The sequence below is a fragment of the Bacteroidia bacterium genome (genome assembly GCA_025056095.1).
Lineage (GTDB): Bacteria > Bacteroidota > Bacteroidia > JANWVE01 > JANWVE01 > JANWVE01.
The window spans coordinates 13,086-20,499 of the sequence record JANWVW010000029.1; the positions used below are offsets into that span (position 1 = coordinate 13,086).

Here is a 7,414-nt window from a genome sequence, read left to right on the forward strand (position 1 = left end):
GTTAGCGAAGCACCGAAGCGAAGCGTAGTGCGGAATGCCCCGACCCTTGCGTCAGCAAGGGGCACGCCCAAAAAAAATTAAACATTTTTCAAACTCAATATTTAGCACCTTATCAAGTGCAATTACCGAACAAAGCCTGCTCTACGCGCGCACAAAGCAAGTGCGCTATAAGTTCATGTGCTTCCTGAATCCGAGCTACATCTGTCGAATCAACGCAAAAACAATAATGGCACAACTCTTTGAGCTTACCTCCTGTCTTTCCTGTAAAGCCAATAACAATACATTCCTTTTCAATAGCTGTTTCAATCGCTAAAAGTACATTTTTAGAATTACCCGAAGTGGATATACCTATCACTACATCACCTTTTTGCGCTAATGCAGACAAAGGTTTTTGAAAAATGTATTCAAATCCAAAATCATTGCCAATGGCTGTAACTTCGGAAGAGTTAGTAGTAAGTGCTATGGCAGGTAAAGCAGGTCTTTTACGATTGTAGAACGAACCTGAAAATTCAGCAGCCCAGTGTTGTGCATCAGCCGCAGAACCACCATTACCAAAAATAAGGAGTTTTTGGTTCGCCTTAAAAGCTTGTATAAGCACTTGTGCAACTTGCTCTATATATTCGCTTTGTGCTAAAAGAGTTTTTTTAATCCGTATGGCTTCTTCAATTTGTTGATAAACGTACATGACAGTACAAAGTTACTATTTTGTTGATAATTCTGCTTTTGAGTTTGGGATTTATACAAATACACTGTATTTTTGCTTGATATGATTCAAAGAATTCAAACTGTGTGGCTACTTTTAGCTATCGCGCTGAACCCATTGACCATATTCACAGAACTGTGGATTTTTGAGTTTAACACGGTTAATAGCCAATCTACAGTTGTATTTCATGGACAGTATATCAAAAATTTGAATAGTACGCTCTCTATTTTTGTACCTGCTCATCCCATTCGTTGGATTTTTATTTTAAGTATCTTGTTCTGTATCAGTGCTTTGGTTACTATTTTTTTATACAAAAAAAGACAAATTCAGAAAAGAGTAGCTTGGCTATCCGCAGGAATTGCTTTTTTACAAACCTCATACATATTTTGGAGAGTATATTATACTCAAAATCAAATTTCCCAATTTGCAGGGGTAAATGCACTGCAAAGTAGCAATGTACAAATAGGCGTTATTTTTCCAATATTGAGCATAGCTTTTTGTCTATTAGCTGCGTATTACATAGAGAAAGATGACCGTTTAGTGCGAGATATGAATTCTTTCCGTTTAAGAGGTTAAAATTTTGTACTTTTGCAATTATGGAGATTAAGACTATTGCTATCATTGGTTCAGGTACAATGGGAACAGGTATAGCCCAAGTTTCAGCCACACATGGTTACCGTACTATTCTTTTTGACATAAATGATACTGCACTTAAAAAAGCAAAGCTCAATATAGAAATTGCATTAGAAAACTTAGCGCAAAAGCAAAAAATAACCGTAGAGCAAAAAAATGAAGCTTTATCTCGCATACATTATACTTCCGAATTTTCAGAGATTGAAGCAGACTTAGTTATTGAAGCGATTGTGGAGAATTTATCGGCTAAGCAAGAGCTATTTTCTGCCTTGGAAGAGCGTTTGCCGTCCACTACTATTTTTTGTAGTAATACTTCTTCTATTCCAATCACTCAAATTGCTTCGGCTTGCAAGCACCCTGAGCGCGTAATAGGCATGCACTTTTTTAATCCTGCCCCTGTAATGAAATTAGTTGAAGTCATCGCAGGAGAGGCTTCAGACAAAAAACTAGTAGAAGTAGTCAAAAAAGTAGCAGAAAGCATGCAAAAAACCCCTATTTTAGTCAAAGACTATCCAGGTTTTATTGTCAATAGAGTAGCTCGGCACTTTTATGGGGAGAGCTTAAAAATTTTGTCTGAACAAGTGGCTGAAATGGAACAAATTGATGAACTTTTAGAAGCCACGGGGTTCAAAATGGGGGCTTTTAAGCTCATGGATTTAATCGGAGTAGATGTTAATTTTGCGGTAACAGTTTCTTTGTTTAATGCTTTTTATCAAGATGCACGGTTTAGACCTAGCCTTATTCAACAGAAAAAAGTAGAAGCTAAATTTTGGGGTAGAAAAACAGGTAAAGGTTTCTACGTATATCCTGAACAACAATAACATAAGGTATGTGTCGTTGTTTTTTGTATTCACTGCTCTTTATTGGCATAGCACTTACAAGCTGCATTAACAAAAAAGCAGAACCTAAAAATACGATTACTAACAAAAAGCAAGTTGAAACGGAAAACGAAAAAGAAAAGCAGCTCAAGGCAATAGAGCAAGGAATTAAAAACATTACAGATAGTTTAGAGAAATTTACGGCTAAACCTGATTTGTATTATCGCCGTTCTGTGCTTTATTTTCAAAAAGGTGAGGTACAAACTGCAGTTTTAGATATTAAGCGGGCTATTGAATTAGACCCTAAAAATCCGAACTACTACTATCAGCTAGGAATTTATCAATACGTTTTAGCCAAAGATGAGGAAGCTCTTTCTGCATACCAAGAAGCTATTAAATTAGGCACGGAGAACCCTGCTATTTATACTGCTGCGGCTACTATTTTATTTTATCAAGGTAGTGTAGATAATGCCGCTAAACTTTTTCAGGTTGCTTTGGAAAAATCGCCTAACTATCCTCCTGCTTATTTTGGACTAGGTTTAGTATATCGTAACAAAAACAATAATCCCGAAGCTCGTAAATACTTTGAAAAAACTTTGCAGTATGACAGTACATTTTCAAACGCCTACTTGGAGCTTGGGCAAATGACTCATGAGGAATGGAAACTTGCCAAAGCACAGAAAAAAGATGAGAATACACTAAATAAACTGTATCAAACAGCATTAAGCTACTACGAAAAAGCTATCAAAGCTAACGATAATAACGCTAACGCTCATTACAACATGGGAGTTCTTTTACAAGAAAACAAAGAGTTAGATAAAGCACTGTTTGCATATAACAAAGCTTTGTATCTCAATCCAACCTTGAAAAATGCTTACTACAACAGAGGTTTGATACAGTGGGAGAAAAAGCAATATGCTTTTGCACGAGAGGACTTTACCTATGCTATTCAAATTGATAATACATTTTCAGATGCTTTGTATATGCGCGGCACCTGTAACGAAGCTCTGAACAACAAACAAAGAGCTTTTGAAGACTACAAACTAGCTATTAAGTTCAATCCAAACAATTTAGAAGCACAGAAAGCTTACAATGATTTGAAAAAAGAGTTAGGTAAATAGTACTTTTGCCAACTTACCTAACCCTCAAAATACGAGCTTTTCACATTGCTTCAACTGATTTAAGGCGTTTAATTTCATCAGCTAACTTAGGTTCGTTGCTTATACCTAAGTAGTCGCATAGTTTTAGGATAGTATTACGTTCAGTTTCAGAGATATTTTTGCCCCAAGTAGTATTCGTATCATCTAACACGTGTTCTACGGCTTGTTTTGCAGGTTCGTGGTGGGCATCGGCTACCGCTTCCATCATGATTAAGGATAGGCGTTTTTTTTCTATGTCAGTACCAATGTATATCTTATGTAGTTCCAACAAGCGCTGCTCCCACACATGAAAGTCCTGCATGAAATATTCCATTTCTTTGACATCATCTTCTGTAATTTCAACATCTTCAGTAGGTATTAAATCGTTCAATGGATCCTCATCAATACGATAAAGAATTTCTAAATTTTCAATGACCGATACAAGCTCTTTTATATCCATTTTTCCATCGCACCGAGCTACTATTAGCATAGGTGTCATCATGACTAATGCTTCTACCTCATCTTGAGAGATATAACGGTCAAGATGCTTTCTGCAATACTCTTGATAAAAGCTTTGAAACAATGGTAGGTCTTTCATAGTAGTATGGAATTTTGAATTTATCTGCTTCGGGTAGTTCTTTGCTCAATACGTTTTTCGTAATTTTTGCCTTGAAAAATTCTATCCACATAGATGCCTGGGGTATGGATAAAGTTAGGATCGAGGCTACCTACGGGAACAATTTCTTCTACTTCGGCAATAGTAATTTTGGCTGCACCTGCCATTATTGGATTAAAATTACGAGCTGTAGCTCTGTAAATAAGGTTTCCCATAGCATCCCCTTTCCAAGCTTTGATGATAGCAAAATCTCCTTTAAGCCAATGTTCCATTATGTACATTTTGCCAAAAAATTCTCTAACTTCTTTACCTTCTGCTACTTCGGTACCGTATCCTGTGGGGGTAAAAAACGCAGGTATGCCTGCTGCTCCTGCGCGCAAGCGCTCTGCTAAGGTACCTTGTGGAATAAGTTCTACTTCTAATTCTCCTGATAGCATTTGGCGCTCAAATTCTTCGTTTTCTCCTACATAGCTGGCTATCATTTTTTTAACTTGTCTATTTTTGAGCATCAGACCTATACCAAAGTCATCCACACCTGCATTATTAGATATACAGGTGAGGTTTTTAACGCCTTTGCGAACCAATTCTGCAATACAATTTTCGGGTATACCACACAATCCAAAGCCGCCTAAAAGTAAGGTAGCGCCGTCAAATACGTCGTGGAGAGCTTCTGTTGCGTCTTTGACAATTTTATTCATAGTCCCAAAAATATGAAAAGTTTTTAGTATTTCAACTAAAATTGAGTTTTTTATTAAGGTCAAGTGGAGAAGAATTTTCTAAATTTTAATTTTTTGGGCGTGCCCTTGTGGGCGTTTCGCTTGCGCTCATGCCCACAAGGTCGGCGTGCTACGGGCTACGCTATCGCTTCGGTGCTACGCTTCGCTCCGCACCGTGCTGACGCACGCCCTTCGCATGCCTCACGCAATTGAACTCAAAATAACCTTTCAAAAAAATTAAAACACCTCAAAAAAGCCCACTTACTCAAAAAATCTTGACTTCTAAAACCAGTTAAATACCACCGCAAAAGCTGTACACACTCAAACCTTAAACTCATTTCATCTTTCGTCTGCGTATCATTCACATTTTGGGCTATTTTATTACTTGTTGTACCAAAAATCTATTTTTTCCACCTTTATACCCGAAGGTAACGCAAAACTTTGCAAAATAGACCCTGTATTTGCATCAATTTTTTGAATATGTGTAGGAGTAGCAGCATAAATAACATTGCTAATCTGTTCATAAGCTAGCGTAGTATACACCCCTGTAATCCAATGAGTTGTAGAAGCACTTTTGGTAGATAAATTTTCCCTCAAAATTCCACCTTCGGTCAAAATGTAAGCAGTATTGTTAAATACGTACCATTTTTTAGCTTTAATTCCATAGTGTCGGTTATTAGCTACTTGTACCAAATCATCGCTGCGAAGGTAGCGAGTATAAGAATGTGTGCCATCGCAAGTTAGTACGCATATTTCTGTGCCATTTGTGGCAATATCTAACACTCTTTCAGTAAGGTTTTTTGTGTGAATTTTAACGTAGTTAGCAAAAGGATTAAAAACATCTATTTGATTATACGCAACACTTGTACCAGGAATAAGAGCATAAATGCGTTGTTTATGTTCACAAGCAGTAGCAGGAAAGTCTATGCTATTGGAGTGGCTACCTATAATACTGCCTGAAGTTGTAAATACTTGATAAAAGGGCTCGGTTTTAGAAAGAAGGAGTACAGTTTTATCCGATAAAAAAAGCATCTTTGTATATCTATCCACACTTGTGGCATTCGGCTGATAGTGTTGAAAACCCAAGGGCAGTAGAGAGTCATTGAGTTTATAGCCCTTAAAAGTCCCATCTAACGCAGAACATACATACAAATAGTTATATCTTGGAAAAAAACAGATGTCCGTAGCTTTTCTGTCTAATGTCAGTTTAGGTGTATTATACCCTAGTTGGTACAGATACGAATAGTAATTATGATGTTCATCTATGCCTAAATAATACACGCCGCGTAAAGACAAAGGTAGTTCCTGCAAGTAAATTTGAACAAAAACAGAAGTTCGGTTATTAGCTAAATCTACTGCTTGAACTTTAAGATAATAAAATCCCGCAGGGAGGTATATGTCTTGTACACTGTAAGAAACGCTATACGTAGTAGCCTTTTGAGCAATAGGATATCGCACTATACCTGCGGCAAATTTATATTGGATATCTAACAGACTTACTTCTATAGCTTGTAGTCCTATGTTATCGCTTATAGTGCCTGTTATGTCAATCGTTGGAGTGTAAGAAAATACTTGCCCCATTACAGGTGCAGCAACGGTTATTTTCGGAGGTTCTTCATCTTTTTTCTTGCACGAAAAAACAAAAAGTAATAAACAGAGCAGAAATATTCCCCTATACAGCTTTTTTGTTCTCATATTCATCGTAAGCTTGCATCATCTTTTGGTACATTTTAATTTGATATTCTAAATGATACGCTTCTTTGTAGCTCACTAAACTGTAATACATCATAGTGTAAAATATGGGCTTAGTAGGTACAGCCAACATAAACACGCCTGCGGTCAAAATTGTAAAAATAATAGACAAAATTTGATTTAATGTACGTATAGAAAGTTCACCATCATTTAGCTGCTTGAAGTAAGGTATCACTACCCAGTACAAACTTAGCCCTAACGAAATATACATTAAAAAAAGCAGACCTGCTAAAATAAAAGTGCCTACGGTAGCCGTAGTAAAACAAGGTATAATTTTTGCGCCCACTAAGCTACGATTACGAGCTAATCGCCTAATAAAAGGCGTGTGTGGTTCAGCAATAGTAATAATTGGAAATAAAGCCGTAAGATAGGTATACGCGCCTATTACTATCCAAAAGTACAGCAAAGAACCTATTATAGGGACAAAAACAGCAAATACAGCCACTATACCCACTACTATTGTGATGCCTATTTGAACAGTTTTGACAAGCAAGTTCGGAATAATATACGAGGTTGTTGCTATGCAAGCTTGCCACCAATCTACTTCTTCCAAGTGTATTCGTTTATGTGTGTAATAGCTGATAGCCATTTCACTCCAAACGCTGAATATTGTCATGCAGGTGGGGAACACTATTACACTTCCAACCACAAATAGGCTAGTAATTTTGTCGTAGCTTCTTGTTACAAAATAATCGGTTTGGGTAGCAATAAGCAGACTTACAAAAATAACAAAGGGCAGAGCAAAAGTAACCATGCTTACAATCAGGTAGTCTTTGAAGTGTTTGCGGAATAGCCAGGCGGTGCGGTCTATCATGCCTGAACTATCCATATTTCCTATGATTTGCGTGTAGGGATTAGCATATACCACATAACAAAAATAAGCAATTTTTAAGAGATTAACATTAAAAAATTTTAGGTTGATTTTTTTATTTTTGGGCGTGCCCCTTCGCTAACGCTTCGGGTCGGCGTGCTACGGGCTACGCTATCGCTTCGGTGCTGCGCTTCGCTGCGCACCGTGCTGACGCACGCCCTTCGCA

Annotated in this window: 9 protein-coding genes; 4 read left to right on the forward strand and 5 right to left on the reverse strand. The window is 37.3% G+C overall.

Annotation, left to right across the window (positions count from 1 at the left end; all coding sequences use genetic code 11):
- Positions 1 to 112: 112 nt before the first annotated feature.
- The gene (locus NZ519_04070; GenBank protein MCS7027919.1) at positions 113 to 685 is read right to left on the reverse strand and encodes a D-sedoheptulose 7-phosphate isomerase; all 573 of its coding nucleotides are present in this window, start codon (positions 683 to 685) and stop codon (positions 113 to 115) included.
- Between the two features lie 81 nt (positions 686 to 766).
- Here NZ519_04070 and NZ519_04075 point away from each other — a divergent pair, with 81 nt between their 5' ends.
- The 3 genes from NZ519_04075 to NZ519_04085 are packed head-to-tail and all read left to right on the forward strand — an operon-like array spanning position 767 to position 3,275.
- Positions 767 to 1,279 carry a DUF4293 domain-containing protein gene (locus NZ519_04075; protein MCS7027920.1) on the forward strand — a complete coding sequence of 171 codons (513 nt, stop codon included), beginning with the start codon at positions 767 to 769 and terminating at the stop codon, positions 1,277 to 1,279.
- A gap of 20 nt (positions 1,280 to 1,299) precedes the next feature.
- Positions 1,300 to 2,157 carry a 3-hydroxyacyl-CoA dehydrogenase NAD-binding domain-containing protein gene (locus NZ519_04080; GenBank protein MCS7027921.1) on the forward strand — a complete coding sequence of 286 codons (858 nt, stop codon included), beginning with the start codon at positions 1,300 to 1,302 and terminating at the stop codon, positions 2,155 to 2,157.
- A 23-nt stretch (positions 2,158 to 2,180) separates the two neighbouring features.
- The gene (locus NZ519_04085; GenBank protein MCS7027922.1) at positions 2,181 to 3,275 is read left to right on the forward strand and encodes a tetratricopeptide repeat protein; all 1,095 of its coding nucleotides are present in this window, start codon (positions 2,181 to 2,183) and stop codon (positions 3,273 to 3,275) included.
- A 40-nt stretch (positions 3,276 to 3,315) separates the two neighbouring features.
- Here NZ519_04085 and NZ519_04090 read toward each other — a convergent pair whose 3' ends face one another.
- Together NZ519_04090 and NZ519_04095 are read right to left on the reverse strand one after the other, a co-directional pair.
- On the reverse strand, positions 3,316 to 3,891 hold the full coding sequence (locus NZ519_04090) for a hypothetical protein (GenBank protein MCS7027923.1): 576 nt from the start codon (positions 3,889 to 3,891) through the stop codon (positions 3,316 to 3,318).
- A 20-nt stretch (positions 3,892 to 3,911) separates the two neighbouring features.
- The gene (locus NZ519_04095; GenBank protein MCS7027924.1) at positions 3,912 to 4,607 is read right to left on the reverse strand and encodes a CoA transferase subunit A; all 696 of its coding nucleotides are present in this window, start codon (positions 4,605 to 4,607) and stop codon (positions 3,912 to 3,914) included.
- Positions 4,608 to 4,700: 93 nt separating this feature from the next.
- On the opposite strand from NZ519_04095, the gene NZ519_04100 reads away from it, so the two are divergent.
- Positions 4,701 to 4,838 (forward strand): hypothetical protein, encoded by a 138-nt coding sequence (locus tag NZ519_04100; GenBank protein ID MCS7027925.1) that lies wholly within the window; start codon positions 4,701 to 4,703, stop codon positions 4,836 to 4,838.
- Positions 4,839 to 5,006: 168 nt separating this feature from the next.
- Here NZ519_04100 and NZ519_04105 read toward each other — a convergent pair whose 3' ends face one another.
- Both NZ519_04105 and NZ519_04110 read right to left on the reverse strand, forming a co-directional pair.
- Positions 5,007 to 6,320, reverse strand: coding sequence for an Ig-like domain-containing protein (locus NZ519_04105; protein MCS7027926.1), 1,314 nt, complete (start codon positions 6,318 to 6,320; stop codon positions 5,007 to 5,009).
- Positions 6,298 to 7,245, reverse strand: coding sequence for a hypothetical protein (locus NZ519_04110; GenBank protein ID MCS7027927.1), 948 nt, complete (start codon positions 7,243 to 7,245; stop codon positions 6,298 to 6,300). Before NZ519_04110 ends, NZ519_04105 begins: the two co-directional genes overlap by 23 nt.
- Positions 7,246 to 7,414: the final 169 nt, after the last annotated feature.